At 70.5% G+C, this 13,287-nt stretch carries 14 protein-coding genes; 6 read left to right on the forward strand and 8 right to left on the reverse strand.

Annotation, left to right across the window (positions count from 1 at the left end; all coding sequences use genetic code 11):
• Positions 1–185 precede the first annotated feature (185 nt).
• The gene (locus C1N81_RS06965; RefSeq protein WP_394427794.1) at positions 186–521 is read left to right on the forward strand and encodes an STAS domain-containing protein; all 336 of its coding nucleotides are present in this window, start codon (positions 186–188) and stop codon (positions 519–521) included.
• A gap of 47 nt (positions 522–568) precedes the next feature.
• On the opposite strand, the gene C1N81_RS06970 is transcribed toward C1N81_RS06965, so the two are convergent.
• On the reverse strand, positions 569–1,423 hold the full coding sequence (locus C1N81_RS06970) for a helix-turn-helix transcriptional regulator (protein WP_394427795.1): 855 nt from the start codon (positions 1,421–1,423) through the stop codon (positions 569–571).
• An 87-nt stretch (positions 1,424–1,510) separates the two neighbouring features.
• Here C1N81_RS06970 and C1N81_RS06975 point away from each other — a divergent pair, with 87 nt between their 5' ends.
• Positions 1,511–2,293 (forward strand): SDR family NAD(P)-dependent oxidoreductase, encoded by a 783-nt coding sequence (locus C1N81_RS06975; RefSeq protein WP_394427796.1) that lies wholly within the window; start codon positions 1,511–1,513, stop codon positions 2,291–2,293.
• 46 nt (positions 2,294–2,339) lie between these two features.
• Here the strand turns inward: C1N81_RS06975 and C1N81_RS06980 are convergent, their stop codons facing one another.
• From C1N81_RS06980 to C1N81_RS06995, 4 genes are all read right to left on the reverse strand, one after another.
• Complete coding sequence (locus C1N81_RS06980) at positions 2,340–3,437, reverse strand: MerR family transcriptional regulator (RefSeq protein WP_394437778.1); 1,098 nt, start codon at positions 3,435–3,437, stop codon at positions 2,340–2,342.
• Positions 3,438–3,532: 95 nt separating this feature from the next.
• Entirely contained in the window at positions 3,533–4,147 is a 615-nt protein-coding gene (locus C1N81_RS06985) for a TetR/AcrR family transcriptional regulator (protein ID WP_394427797.1), read from the reverse strand.
• Positions 4,147–4,965, reverse strand: coding sequence for an oxidoreductase (locus C1N81_RS06990; protein ID WP_394427798.1), 819 nt, complete (start codon positions 4,963–4,965; stop codon positions 4,147–4,149). Before C1N81_RS06990 ends, C1N81_RS06985 begins: the two co-directional genes overlap by 1 nt.
• A gap of 89 nt (positions 4,966–5,054) precedes the next feature.
• Positions 5,055–5,423, reverse strand: coding sequence for a MerR family transcriptional regulator (locus tag C1N81_RS06995; protein WP_394427800.1), 369 nt, complete (start codon positions 5,421–5,423; stop codon positions 5,055–5,057).
• 777 nt (positions 5,424–6,200) lie between these two features.
• Between C1N81_RS06995 and C1N81_RS07000 the strand changes: the two genes are divergently transcribed.
• From C1N81_RS07000 to C1N81_RS07010, 3 genes are all read left to right on the forward strand, one after another.
• On the forward strand, positions 6,201–6,866 hold the full coding sequence (locus tag C1N81_RS07000) for a hypothetical protein (RefSeq protein WP_394427801.1): 666 nt from the start codon (positions 6,201–6,203) through the stop codon (positions 6,864–6,866).
• Positions 6,867–6,991: 125 nt separating this feature from the next.
• Positions 6,992–7,825, forward strand: coding sequence for a helix-turn-helix domain-containing protein (locus tag C1N81_RS07005; RefSeq protein ID WP_394427803.1), 834 nt, complete (start codon positions 6,992–6,994; stop codon positions 7,823–7,825).
• Positions 7,826–8,031: 206 nt separating this feature from the next.
• Entirely contained in the window at positions 8,032–8,724 is a 693-nt protein-coding gene (locus C1N81_RS07010) for an SDR family NAD(P)-dependent oxidoreductase (protein ID WP_394427804.1), read from the forward strand.
• A gap of 85 nt (positions 8,725–8,809) precedes the next feature.
• On the opposite strand, the gene C1N81_RS07015 is transcribed toward C1N81_RS07010, so the two are convergent.
• Complete coding sequence (locus tag C1N81_RS07015; RefSeq protein ID WP_394427806.1) at positions 8,810–9,913, reverse strand: TolB-like translocation protein; 1,104 nt, start codon at positions 9,911–9,913, stop codon at positions 8,810–8,812.
• Between the two features lie 292 nt (positions 9,914–10,205).
• Between C1N81_RS07015 and C1N81_RS07020 the strand changes: the two genes are divergently transcribed.
• Complete coding sequence (locus C1N81_RS07020) at positions 10,206–10,886, forward strand: HEAT repeat domain-containing protein (RefSeq protein WP_394427807.1); 681 nt, start codon at positions 10,206–10,208, stop codon at positions 10,884–10,886.
• 84 nt (positions 10,887–10,970) lie between these two features.
• Here the strand turns inward: C1N81_RS07020 and C1N81_RS07025 are convergent, their stop codons facing one another.
• Positions 10,971–11,501, reverse strand: coding sequence for a hypothetical protein (locus C1N81_RS07025; RefSeq protein WP_394427809.1), 531 nt, complete (start codon positions 11,499–11,501; stop codon positions 10,971–10,973).
• Between the two features lie 102 nt (positions 11,502–11,603).
• Complete coding sequence (locus C1N81_RS07030) at positions 11,604–13,262, reverse strand: amidohydrolase (RefSeq protein WP_394427811.1); 1,659 nt, start codon at positions 13,260–13,262, stop codon at positions 11,604–11,606.
• Between the last annotated feature and the right edge of the window lie 25 nt (positions 13,263–13,287).

Genomic DNA, 13,287 nt, shown 5'->3' on the forward strand with positions numbered 1-13,287 from the left:
CGAAGAGGCACGGCGAGTCAAGCCAGATAACGCTGCGCCCTGCGGCTCCTGCCGCCCATGGCACACGGGGTAGAACGTGATCACACACCGGTGCGCCGCGCCCTGCCCCCGCCTGGCGCACCGTCTCTCGCAGCACCACACCCTCGGGGGCCGTCCTGCCGCGCAACAGGAGGAGCACCGACACCGTGGGCACACCACCGCCAGGCCTGCGGGTCCAAGTCGTCGACGCCGGCGACACCGTCCTGCTGCGCTTGAGCGGCGAACTCGACATCGCCACCGCGCCCGGTCTGCAGGCGGCCCTGACCCCGTTGACCGGCAGGCGCGTAGAGCTGGACCTGGGCGACCTGACGTTCATCGACTCCATCGGCATCACCCTGCTCGCCCGCCACCACAGTCACGCCGCCGCGACCGGCGGCCTCCTGCTCCTGGTCGCCGCGGGGAGGGCCGTACGCCGTGTCCTGGACATCACCGGCATCACCCACCTCCTGGGCCCGCCCCCGCCCGACAACGGCCACACCTGACAGGCCCGGCGGCCTCGGACCGCGGGCGGAAATCCACCCGAACCGGCTCAGCGCCGGTAGTCGCCGACTTCCGTGCCCAGCACGTCCAGCAGGGCCAGCGCCTCCGCGGCGGGGGACGCCACCGGTGCGCTGTAGAGCACGAGGTGCTGGTCGCGGTCGGTGAGGGCGAGTGCGTCGCAGTCGACGGTGACCTCCCCGACCACCGGGTGGTGGAAAGTCTTCGTCAACCTCGGCTCGACCTGCACATCGTGCCGCTCCCAGAGCCGCACGAAGTCGGGGCCGGCGTCCTTGAGTTCGGCCACGAGGCCGGACACCGCGGGATCGGACGGATAACGGGCAAGCGCGGACCTCAGTTCCACCACGACATGGTGGCGGAACTCCGCGACGTCCGAGACGCCGTACAACGGTGCGCCGTCACCCTCCGGCGGCGGCAGGAACGCACGGCGTGCGAGATTGCGGTCCTCCGTGGCGAGGACGCCGAAGTCCTCCATGAGGGCGGCCGCGAGGTTGTTCCACGCCAGCACCTCGAACGTCGCGGACACCACCATCCCGGCCGTCCGCGGCAGCCGCTCCAGCAGCGCCAGGATGCTGGGGCGCACGTCGCGCCGGTGCAGCCCGGTGCGGGCCGGCGCGGTGCCCGCCAAGAGGTGAAGGTGGTCGGACTCGGCACCGGTGAGCCGCAGCGCACCCACGATTCCGGCGAGGACCTCACCCGACGGGCGCGGCGCCCGGCCCTGTTCCAGCCGCACGTAGTACTCGGTGGAGATGTGCGCGAGGACCGCGACCTCCTCCCGGCGCAGCCCCGGTGTACGGCGCCGTGGCCCGGCGGGAAGACCGACGTCCTGCGGCCGGAGCCGCTCACGGCGGCTGCGGAGGAAAGCCCCGAGTTCCTGTCTGTCCATGGCCCAAGTGTGCGCGCTGTTCCGCCCCCGCATCCTGGTACCGCTTGTGCCTGTCTCCGCCGCGGCGGGTGACGTGGGATTGCTGTCATGACGAACCACACCGACATCGCCCCCATCGGCCTGCTCACCGGCAAGGTCATCTTCATCTCCGGCGCCAGCCGCGGAATCGGGGAGGCCGCGGCCCGGCTCTTCGCCCGTGAGGGAGCCGCCGTCGTGCTCGCCGCCCGCGGCACCGACGCTCTGCGACGGATCGTCGACGAGATCCGCGCCGAAGGCGGCGCAGCCGACGCCGTGCCCCTGGACCTCGCCGACAGCGACAGCATCCGTGCGGCCGTCGACCGCGTCGGGGAACTCCACGGACGGCTGGACGGCGCGTTCAACAACGGCGCGGCGATCCAGCAGCCCGGCCCGCTCGACACGACGGACGACGAGGACATCGACCGGCAGTTCGCGGTGAACTTCCGGGCGCACTGGACGGCCATGACGGCGCAGGCGGCGCTCATGCGGCAAAGCGGTGGCGGAGCCATCGTCAACACGTCGAGCATCGGCAGCCGCCGCGCCAACCCGGCGCTGCCCGCCTACGGCGCGATGAAACGCGGCCTCAACAGCCTCACCGAGACCGCTGCCGTCACCTGGGGACCGCAGGGCATCCGCGTGAACGGCATCACCCCCGGCGGCACCGCGACCCAGATGATCGACACATGGGAGGCAGCCACCCCGGGTGTGGTCGCGAGCATCACCTCAGGCGTCCCGCTGGGCAGGATGGCCGAGCCCCGCGAAGTCGCCGAGGCGGCGGCGTGGCTGCTCAGCGACCGGGCCTCGTATGTCACCGGCGCGATCGTTCCGGTGGACGGGGGCGCCGGCGCCTAGTCAGCGAAGCGCTTTTGGCCAGCCGGCGCTGGATCCGCGACGCGGGTCAGGTCGTGAGGAGGCGGAGGCCGAGGTCTGCCGCGTCGAGGGTGACAAGGTCGCTGTTGCGCTCGGCCCATCGGCCGGAGTCCAGGTCCTCGCGCAAGCCGCGTACCGCCCGCTGCTCGGCCTCGGGTCCGACCCTCGTCCACACCGACACCGCGCGGCGCACCTGCTCCTGCAGATACGCCTCCGGCCGGCGCCAATACGCCTCGAACAAGCCGTCGGCACAGTCCCACGGGACGGGCACCGGCTCGGCGCGCGCACCGATCGCGTCGGCCATCCCGGCAAGGGAAGGGAATTCATCGAGGATGCCGGCGAACTCGGGCAGGTAGTCGCGCGTGAGCCAGAACCGGTCCTGCCATCCGGGCTCGTCCGTGTCGAACGTGAGCACCACCACCCGCCGGGCCACGCGCCGCATCTCACGCAGCCCCGCTATCGGGTTCTGCCAGTGGTGGACGGTGGAGACGGCCATCGCGACGTCGAAGGACTTGTCCCGGAACGGCAAACTCTCCGCGGCGGCGGCCACGCATGGTGCCGAGCCGGCCGGCCGCTGCCCCCGCATGACCGTCGAGGGCTCCACCGCGGTCACGTGCCGATCCTGGGGCTCGTAGGATCCGGTGCCGGCCCCGACGTTCAGCACTGTCTGCGCGTCTCCGAGCGCGGCCCAGATCTGCGCGGCGATCCGCGGCTCAGTGCGCCGTGTGGCGGGGTAGGCGACGCCGATCTCGTCGTACAGCCGTGCACCGAGCATCTCCAGTTGCGCCTCGGGTGTCACCATCCGTCCCTTCGCCCGCGCCTCGAGTTCCCGGTCGATGGCCGCCACCATGGCGTCAGCGCGATCACGCCGCTCGACCAGCAAGCCGCGCAGACGGCGCAGGTGCGCGACCGCGTCGATGGACGGGTCGCCGACCAGTTCGGCGACCTCCCGCAGCCCGAAGCCCAACCGGCGATAGGCCAACACCTCCCGCAGCCGCTCCACGTCGCCCGCCGCATAGGCCCGGTACCCGGCCGCGGTCCGCGCCGACGGCTCGACGAGCCCGATCTCGTCGTAGTGATGCAGCGTGCGGACGCTCACGCCGGCCAAGTCGGCCACCCGTCCCACAGTCCAGTGCTCTTCCACGGCACCGACTATGCGGCCTGACGTCACGTGAGGGTCAACACTCGGAGCGAACCCGGGCCCGGAACGTAAAAGGTCGGTCAGGTGGTCAGACCGGCGCTGGTCAGCCAGATGTGCTCGCACGTCGCCGACGCCTCTTGGAGCTTCTCGGGGGATTCCCGGGAAGCGTGGTAGAAGGTCCGCTCGATCATCCAGCACAGGGCGCGTGCCATCGCCGGGGCCTGGTCCGGTGCGTCTCCGGCCTGGACGCCGGCGCGTTCCAGGACAGCGGTGATGGCCCCGATGAACAGGTCGGCCGTGCGGTTCCACAGCTCGCCGATCTCCGGCACGGTCAGCGACAGATCGATCGCCGCGCGCATGACCAGGCTGTGCTCGTTCCACAGCTCGACCGTGCGCCGCATGGCCGTCGCGATGGCCTGGCGCGGCTCCTCCGCCTGAGCGGTGGCCCGGGACCGTTCCCACAGATGCTCGACGGTCCGGGCCACGAGTGCTGTGACCACTTCTTGCTTGGAGCCGAAGTAGAAGTACAGGGCGCCACGCGTGATACCGGCGCCCTGGGCCACGTCGCCGACGGTCATGGCGTCGTAGCCCTTCTGCGCCAGCAGCGTCTCGCAGGTGTCGAGGATGGCGCGCTCCCGGACGTCCCCCTTGCGCTCGGTGGCGCGACGGCCACGCGCGGGATGGTGGCCGGGCATCAGAGCTGAGCGCCTTCGCTGTAGTCGGTCGTGCGGGAGAGCGCCTCCCAGGCGCGGATGTCCTCGTCCACGGCGGTGCGGGCGGCCGTGACCAGCCGCAGCGCGTCCGAGCCCAGGACGAGATGGGCGGGCGGTCGCTCGACGGCCGCGATGTGCACCACCGCTTCCCCGGCCTTGGACGGATTGCCCAGCTGGTTGCCGCTGGCCTTCTGCCGGGCTTCGCGGATGGGGGTGAACAACTCGTCGTAGTCGTCGACGGTCCGCTCGGCACGTGTCATGGACCGCCCGGCCCAGTCGGTGCGGAAGGAGCCGGGCTCGATCGCCGTCACATGGATGCCGAACTGCGCGACTTCCTTGCCCAGCGCCTCGAGGATTCCCTCCAGGGCGAACTTGCTGCCGCAGTATGCGGACATGCCGGGCACGGCCATGAGCCCGCCCATGGAGGTGACGGCCATCAGGTGCCCGCGGCGGCGACGGCGCATGTGCGGCAGTGCCGCCTGCAATGTGGCCATGGCCCCGAACACGTTGACCTCGAACTGCCGCCGCACCTCGGCCAGCGGGGTCTCCTCGAAGGTGCCCTCCAGGCCGTAACCGGCGTTCGCAATGACGACGTCCAGCGGGCCGACACTCCGCTCCACCTCCGCGACCACACCAGCGGCGGCGTCATCCTCGGTCACATCCAGCAGGCGACCGTGAGCGTTGCCGGGTTCGAGCTCCTCGAAGGCCCGCAGATCCTGCTCGGATCGCACGGTGCCGACGACGGTGTGCCCTGCGGCCAGGGCGGCTACCGGGCGGGGGATCGCCGATGGCGACTGCACGCTCCCGGGGGCAGGGGGAGCGTGCGAGGTCAGTGCGTTGGCGCGGCCGCTCACGCGGGTCGGCGGAGGGCTGTACGCGGGTCAGCCGGTCACGCGCCGGCCCCGGCCGAGGCGGGACCGGCGGTGCGGCGGTATTCGGCGTTGAGGCGCTGGGCCTCTTCCAGCTGGTCCTCCAGGACGACGATGCGGCAGGCCGCCTCGATCGGAGTGCCCTGGTCGACGAGTTCACGAGCGCGGGCGGCGATGCGCAGCTGATAGCGGGAGTAGCGGCGGTGTCCGCCCTCGGAGCGCAGCGGGGTGATCAGGCGGGCCTCGCCCACGGCCCGCAGGAAGCTTTGAGTGGTGCCGAGCAGGTCGGCGGCCCGCCCTATGGTGTAGGCGGGGTAATCGTCATCGTCCAGGCGGCCGCCGGCATCGGGGCGGTCGTCGGAGCGATGATCCGGGTTGGCTGCTGTCATCTGCACCTCTCTCTTGGAAAACGCGTCGAGGGGCCCGGATGCCTGTCGGCACCCGGGCCCCGAAGAAACTGTTACACCAACTGCCGGCCCACCACTGGCATGGGCCTTCTGTGTCCGCTTGTCCGGCGCTTGTACTGCCGGGCGTACGGGGATCGCGGTTGCTTGACCTCAGACCACCTCGCTATCGATGTCCTGCGGTACCCGGGGCGGCGATGCGTTTCCCGGGCGATCCTGCTGGCGCTACAGGTCCTCCGTGTTCCTCTAGGTGAAACTCTCCTGCTGTCCACTGCCCCGCGGACGTGATTCCTGCCCGCCCGCGGTCCTGCATGGCGGCCCCTGATGCACTGCGGGCCACCCGGTCCGGCCGTCAGCCCCGTCACCGTCCTGCAACTGCCCTGGCTTCGGGACTCCACCGCCGCACCGTCATGCCAACCGCAACCTGCGAATCCGAGTACCCAGCAGCTCACTGTCCGCCAGGCCCTGTGGATCTCGGCTACGACACAAACCATAACCACCCCCCTCCCGAATGTCTACAACCGCCGTGACAGATTTCCGGGTGTCCGAAGCACAGGAAAACCGGCTCGAACGTGCGAGAAGACGCCGGTCGCGGGGTTCCTGCCGCGACAGGGTCGTGCCCGGCCTCCCCGTTCCTCGTTCAGGGCGCGAGTGGTCAGGCGTGTCCACCTACGGCCTGCTCCGAGCGCTCGCCGAATACGCCGGGCAAGTTCCGGTCGCACGCGGCTCATCCGGTGTGGCGCGGCGATGCATACTGCCCCAATGAATGCTGACTCCACGGACGACCCCGCACCCGTAGACGACGCGGCACCGGGTCGCGACGCGCGGGAAGATGCCGGCGGTGCGCGAAAGCAGGCAGCGGACCGGCGCGATGCCGCGGCCGGTGCGCGCGAGGCAGCGGCCGATGAACGCGAGCGCATCGCCGACGCGCGGGAGGCCGCCGCGGACGCGCGGGAAGCGAAGGCGGACGCCTGGCACGAGGACATCGCCGCCCGCGAGCAGCGTCTGGATCAACGGCTGCGCGCAGCGGGCCAACCGGCTCCCACGCGTACGCAGCGCTCCTACGAGGAGATCGAGCGGACGGAGGAACTGCTGCGCGCCAGCCAGGCGCGTCTGGATCGTCGCCGGGCAGCGCTGCGCCGGGAGCAGGGGGCCGATACCCGTGAACAGGACGCGGTCGACCGGGAGGTGGCGGCCTCCGCCGCGCCGCACACGCAACACCAGCGTTCCGTCCAAGCGCTGGAAGCCGTGGCAGACCGGCTGCGGTCGAAGACCCTCGCAGCGCTCCAGAAACTCGCGGCGCTCGAGGACAACCTGACCCGTCAGCTCGCCCAGCAGGGCGAAGCCGGTCGAGCCGCTGAACACCGCGACCGCGCCGCACAGATCCGTACCGCGGCCGAGATGCTCGACACCACCGGGAATGACTGACTACGGGAGGCATTGACACACGGGAGCTCTCCGGGAGCCCTTGATCGGGCTACGGGTCTTCGCGGTGCAGCACGTACCATCCAGCCAGGTTCCAGCGGGGCGGGGTGTGCGGAAGGTTGATGTGCATGGAGCAACTCGGTGCCGCGCTGAGGGCATGGCGGGACCGGCTGGACCCCGCGACGGTGGGCTTCGCGCACGGTTCACCCCGTCGGGTTCCCGGTCTGCGGCGCGCGGAACTGGCGACGCTCGCCGGTATCTCCGTCGAGTACGTGGTCCGGCTGGAGCAGGGCCGGGTGGCGACACCTTCGGCACAGGTCTGCTCGGCCCTGGCCCGCGCCCTGCGCCTGTCGGACGACGAGCACGCTCACCTGTTGCGCATGGCCGGTCATGCGGCGGATCCGAGCCGGGTGCCACGAAGGATCCCGGAGAGCCTGTACCGGATCGTGGACCAGCTCGTCGGCAGCCCCCTGGCCATCTTCGACGCCACGTGGCAGTTGCTTCACTGGAATCAGCTGTTCGCGGCCACGTTCGGCGATCCCACGGTCCGCGACGCGGGCGACCGCAACGTCCTGGTCTGGCAGTTCCTGGGTGAACTGCCCCGGGTCCGGCAGACGGCGGCCGAGCGGGCGGCGTTCGAGGAGTCCCTCGTCGCCGACCTGCGCGCGACGACGAGCCGGTATCCCGACGATCCCGACCTCGCGGCGCTGGTGACGAGGCTGAGCGACAGCCCGCGCTTCCGCGAGTTGTGGAGCCGCCGAGCCGTGGGTGGCCACCAGAGTGCGCACAAACGCGTCCAGCACCCGGAGGTCGGAGACATCGCCATGAACTCCGACATCCTCCACACCCAGGACACGAATCTCCGCCTCGTGGTGTACACGCCGCAGCCGGGCACCGACGCCCGCAGCAAACTCGAACTCCTCGCGACCGTCGGGGTCCAGAGAATGGCGCCTCAGGGCTGAAGCCGGCTGAAGCCCCGCGTTCCGCCTCGTCCGGTGGGAGTTCCGCCTTGTCCGGTGGGAGTTCCTCCTCGTCCGGTGGGACCGGCCCGCTGGGTGGTACGCGCGATACCAGGAAGCACCGTAGCTCCCGCCGACCCCTCCTGTGGACCCAGCATGAAGTGCGTGAACAGCGCACGACCGTGCTGTTCGGACCAGGAGGAACCAGCATGACCACCACGTTCATCACCGGCGCCAACAAGTCCCTCGGTCTTGAGACCGCTCGTCGCCTCGTCGCGGCGGGGCACACCGTCCTCCTCGGCGCCCGCGACCGTGAGCGCGGTCTGGCCGCGGCCGCATCGCTCGGCGCCCGGTTCGTTCAGATCGACGTGACCGACGAGGACTCGGTCCGGGCCGCCGCCGCGGATGTCGCCGCGCGGGAGGGTGCCATCGACGTCCTGGTCAACAACGCCGGCGTCCTCGGCAAGGTCGGCCCCGTCGAGGAGTACACCGCGGCGGACGTGAGCGCCGTGCTCGACGTGAACGTCGTCGGGCTCGTGCGCGTCACGCACGCCTTCCTGCCGCTGCTGCGCAAGTCGACGAACCCTGTGATCGTCAACGTGTCCAGCGGGATGGGCTCCTTCGGCATGACCCAGGATCCGGAGCGGATCGAGTCGCAGTACGCCCTGCCCCTCTACTCCGCCTCGAAGGCCGCGGTCACGATGCTCACGACGCAGTACGCCAAGGAACTGAAGGACGTGAAGGTCAACGCCGCGGACCCCGGCCAGACCGCGACCGACTTCACCGGCGGCGTCGGACACAGCGTCGCCGACGGCGCGGAGTCCATCGTGACGCTCGCGACGATCGGCCCGGACGGACCGACGGGACAGTTCATCGACCGATCCGGGAACCTCCCTTGGTGAACCCCTGCCCCCCTGCCCGCTCCGAGAGCAGGGCCGGTCGTCCGCCGCGCTGCCGACACTCCGGTGCCTGGTGCCGCCGGGGTGGTCAGCGAAGGGTGCGCAGGAAGATGTCCGCCTTGCCGTTGGTGTCGTCGGGAACGAGGTCCCCGGCCGTGGACCGGAAGACCACCTGGCGCCCGCCCGCGCTGACCGAGTCGATCCCGGCGGTGGCGGGGCGGTCGGTGACGCTCTCGTCCGTGCCCGTCTCCAGGTCCCGCAGCGTGAGCGGAGCCGGCCCGGTCGCAGCGGACGGAGTGTGCAAGAGGTAGCGGCCGGTGGGGTCGATGGCGATGCCCTTCACGCCGGACACCTGCACGGCGGTGCCGGAGGCGATGTCATGGACGTACGTGTCGGGGCCCGAGAGGTAGACGATCTTGCTGCCGTCGTCGCTGAGCTGGACGAGTTCGGCCGCCCTGCCCTCCCCCTCGATCGGGTAGTTGACGCTGTTGCCGGCCCAGTCCCACAAGAGGATGTCCTGCTCACCGCCGTCCTGATAGGCGAGACGGGTGCCGTCGGCGCTGAGGGACGGCCGGATCGGTGCGGTGTTGTGAATGATGTCGATCGTCTGCAGCTCGCCGGTGTCCGGGCTGCGGACCTGGACGCGCTGATTCTGCTCCGGCCACCTGAAGCGGACCGTGATCGCCTGCTGCCGTTCGCTCGCGCCCATGGACGCCTCGCAGGTCAGGAGCGAGCAGGTGTAGGCGGACGACCAGCCCAGGCTCAGATGGTTCTGATACAGGGCCTCACTGTCGAACCTGGGGGCCAGATAGGCCAGGATCTGCCCGTCACTGCTGAGCATGGGCGCCCCCTTCGCGGGTCCGCCGAACTGCCGGTTCCCTCCCGTCGCCAGATCGCGGACGAAGACCCGGCTGTTTCTTCCCGTGTTGCCGGGGGTGAGGTTGTTCGCGTACGAGGAGAAGACCACGCGGTCACCGGCCGGTGTGATCGACGCCTCGGCGGAATCGTCGTTGGCCTGGGTCCCGTCGGCCGCGACGCTGACCCTTTCCACACCGGCCGCGCCGACGTCAGCGCCATCCGCGCCGTCGCCCGGCCCCGCCCAGGCCGCTCCAGGCAGAACCGCCGTGATCACACAGACCACGGCCGCCGCGCTCAGGACGACCCGACCACGTCTGGCTGTTACCCGGTTCATGTTTCCCCCCACGTCTCCCCCGGACACCGTCCGCCTCGGCACTCCATTCGGAGAGCCACCGACATGCAAACGTCACACAGCGACGCGGTCAACGCCTGGACGCGCCAGATGACTTGGCGGGGCACACGGTTTCGGTCATCCGGGAACTTCCGCGTCTCCTTGCCGTCGGTCTGCCCTCCCCCACCGGCCGACCAGGGTCCGCATCCGGGCTTCGGTGGCAGGCTGGGGTGTGTCAGGGCGGGTGGCGACTGGCTCGGCGGAAGCGGACGCCGACCGGTAGGAGTTGAGGCCGATGGACGTCGCGCACATAGTTCTCTCCTACCTGCAGACGCTCATCTGGCCGGCCCTGCTGGTCCTGTTGCTGATCCTGTTCAGGGCACCCCTCCGCAAGATCCTGGAGAAGGTGGCCACCGAGAGCGGGGAACTCTCGGCGTCCGTCTTCGGCGTCGAAGTGAGGGCCAGTCTCGGCAGGAAAATGAGCGAGGAGATGGAGAACCTCGCCCAACAGGCGGACCGCGCGGACCCCGACGAGCTGCGCGCGTCCGTGAAAGGCGTGGCGCGCAAGCTCGTACGGGAGGAGTTCCAGGCCCTGTCCAGCGCCTTCTACGGCACGCCGCTCGGGGTGCGGCAGCAAGTGGCGGGCGACATCGCGCAAATGGCGCCGTCACTGGAGCTGCCCGAGATCCTCGAATTCGCCCGCTCCCCGGAGACCGGAGAACGAGTGGGCGCGGCCATCGCGCTCGGCGTGCACCTGCGTTCCTCGGCGAAGGCCCGGGAGAATCCCGAGGCCAGAGCCGCACTGAGCCGTCTGCTGAAGGACCCGCGCTCCCGCGTCAGGTACCGGGCGGTCGAGGCGCTGCAGTACACCCCGGAACTCGTGTCGCGGTTCACCGACGAACTGACCGCGCTGACCGCCACGGAGAAGAACGCCGATGTGCGCACCAAAGCGCAGCGACTCCTGCGCACGCGGTAGCTCCCTGGCTCCTGGTGGCGCGGCGCCGTGTCCGGAGACTGACCGGCGGCGGCGAGGCTCCGACGCCCCGCCCGGACCCGCCGCCTACAGGTAGCCGCCAGGTTCGCCCGTTCTCACGAAATGAACTACGGACCGTCGGAGGAGATCAAGGAATTCCGGCAGGTCATCGGCGACCCCGTCGAACTCTCCCACCTCCAGGGAAGCCGTCCGGGATCGGTGGATCACACCACCCCAGTCGGCCACGAACAGAAGGCCTCCTCCGTCCGAGCCGATCACCGTGCCGTGTGGATCGTCAGCCTCTGGGATGAACACATAGCCTCCCTCCGCTACCTCGGCCAGGACAGTGCGCGCCGAGTGGATGAAGTAGCCGTTGCCCACATCCGGCAGGGCGACCTCCCCGATGGACTCGTAGAACAGGCGCATGTCATCGAACCCCAGGGACAACCGGGCGTAGTCACGGGCGGCACAAAGATCGTCCTCGTTGGCGACGCGTACCTCATTGGCGCCCGGCGCGAAGCCGTGCGTCTCCTCGAAGGTCGACATCATGCCGTTCACGGCGTCCGTGACCTCGACACGCCAACGCGACAACCAAGCAGCTGAGTACGGAAGTTCCATGGCCCGCATCATCCCCTCCCCGCCACGCGGGCATGGCACGACGAGGTTGCGAGGTGCCCCACGTTCTTGGCAGGGGAAGCCTTCGGTTCGGCGGCGACGGCATCACTTCGGGCCCCGTTGTCCCTCCGCGTCGTAGACCATCTCGCCCTCGACGAACGTCATCCTCACCTCGGTGGCGTGCACCTGGGTGATCGGTACGTCGAAGGGGTCCTGGTCGACGACGACGACATCGGCGTGCATGCCGGGTTCGATGCGTCCGACCCGGTGCGCCATTCCCTCCTGGCGTGCGGAGTTGACCGTGAAGAGGTCGAAGGCCTGCTCCAAGGTGATCGCCTGGTCGGGGCCGAAGGATGCGGCGCCTCCTCCCGGCTCCTGGCGGGTGACGAGGGTTTCGATGGCGGACCACGGGTTCACCGACGGCACGACGCACCAGTCCGATCCCGCGACGACCAGCGCGCCGCCTTGGAGCATCTCGCGCACCGGCCACACGCGCCGGATCGCGGCCGGGCCGACGGCGGCGGCGATGTCGGCGCAGATCGGGGAGGGCCGCCACAGGTAGGGGGAGACCTCGAACGTGGCGCCGATGCGCGCGGCACGCCCGATGTCGGACTCGGTCACGAACGTGCAGTGCCCCACGTTGTGCATGCAGGGACCGGGCCCGTTGGCCGAGCGGGCGGCCTCGATGGCGTCGAGCGCCGCCCTCACCGCGGCGTCACCGGCCGCGTGGAACTTCACGGTGATACCCGTCCGGTCGAACCGGGTCACCGCCTCGTTCAGGACCGGCTGCGCGATCGCGAGCATCCCGTGCCGCCCGGCCTCGTCGCCCCGGCCCTCCACCGTGTCCGCGTAGGGCTCGATCATCGCCGCGGTGTGGCTGTCCGTCGGAACTCCGTCCAGGAAGATCTTGACGCAGTCGGGCGCGAGGCGGGCGCCGGCGTAGAGGTTCCGCATGGCGATCAGCTCGTCGCATCCGGGGTCGTACGGGGACCAGACGAGACTCAGGCGCACCCGCTGCTTGACGGCGCCCCGCGCCGCGAGACGGGTGTAGGCGCGCAGTTCGGAGCGCGGCCCGGCGGTGAACCCGACCGCGGCCTCGGTGAACGACGTGATGCCGTAGGAGAGCATCTCCCCCAGGGCCCACTCCAGAGCCGCCTCCACTTCCTCATCGGCGGGTTTGGGTGCCGAGGCCGCGAGGAGGTCGGCGGCGGTCTCACGCTGGACGCCGGTCGGACGGCCCACGGTGTCCCTCTCGAAGATGCCGCCCGGCGGGTCGGGGGTGCCGGGGCCGATCCCTGCGGCCCTGAGTGCCGCACTGTTGACCCACGAACTGTGGCCGCTGGTGTCCTCCAGGAGAACGGGATGGTCGGGGGCGATGGCGTCGAGCATGGTCCGGTCCGGGCTGACGCCGAGCGCGGACGCGTCCCACTGCCCGCCGAGCACCCATGCGCCGGGGGCCGCCCGGGCCACGTGCTCGGCCACAATGCTCAGCGTCTGTTCCAGGCTCGAGCCCTGGGGGACCTTGCAGCGGCGTTCCCGGACGCCCGCGTAGATCGGGTGCACATGCAGGTCGTGCAGGCCCGGCAGGACAGTGCCTCCGGCCAGGTCGACCACCCGCGTGTGCGGTCCCCGCCGCTCGAGGATCTCCGCGCCGCTGCCCACGGTCTCGATGACACCGGCGCGTACGGCGAGCCCCTCGGCCCGACCGTGCACCGTCCTGACGTGCCCGCCCACCAGGATCGTGTCCGCGTACTGATCAGTCATGGGCTGCCGCACCTCCGGCTCGGCG

Source organism: Streptomyces sp. SGAir0957, assembly GCF_043523415.1.